Source organism: Oleiphilus sp. HI0043, assembly GCF_001634935.1.
In genome coordinates this window covers 1-758 of sequence record NZ_LWEY01000355.1, presented here as the reverse complement: position 1 = coordinate 758, position 758 = coordinate 1, and the positions used below count along the sequence as shown (strand labels likewise).

The window sequence follows — 758 nt, the reverse complement described above, 5'->3', positions numbered from 1 at the left end:
TTCTTCATAGCTGCTTCCACCCTCAACCAAGTCGAGCATAGACAAACGGTATATAATAATAAATTTTTCACCCACGGCTTCACGTGTACGACGCACGACTTCTACAGCCAAGCGCATACGGTTTTCGTATTCGCCACCCCATTGGTCATCACGCTTATTAGTACGCTTCGCTAAGAACTGGTTAATGAAATAACCTTCTGAGCCCATGATTTCAACGCCGTCATAACCACCTTTTTGAGCATTAACCGCTAACATTACGATATCACTGATCTGCTTTTCGATACCGGCTTCATCAAGTTCTTTTGGTGGAAAAGGGTTAATCGGTGCCTGAACAGCAGAAGGCGCAACCAAATTAGGGTTAAACGCATAGCGACCCGTATGTAGAATCTGCATACAGATCTTACCACCCGCTTCATGAACGGCATCAGTAATAGTTCGATGTGCTAGTGCGTCTTCTTCTGTCTTAATTGACTTGGTATGAGGATGCGTAGCACCTTCCTGGTTTGGACCAAAACCGCCCGTAACAATCAGGCCAACTCCACCGCGAGCGCGTTCTGCAAAGAAAGCAGCCATTCGTTCATGGCCATCTTTTTCTTCTTCCAAGCCTGTATGCATTGAACCCATCAAAACACGGTTTTTTAAAGTCGTGAAACCTAAGTCCAATGGCTTTAACATATTTGGATATAATTCTGCTGACATCTCTCTCTCCGCTGACGCTTTTAATTTTTTCTTAGGTTCATTCCACCCTCATCATTCCC

General features: G+C 44.6%; 1 pseudogene. It reads right to left on the bottom strand.

What is annotated here, in order from left to right:
* A pseudogene (gene fadH / locus A3729_RS04920) lies at positions 1–699 on the bottom strand (NADPH-dependent 2,4-dienoyl-CoA reductase); the annotation flags it as partial.
* Between the last annotated feature and the right edge of the window lie 59 nt (positions 700–758).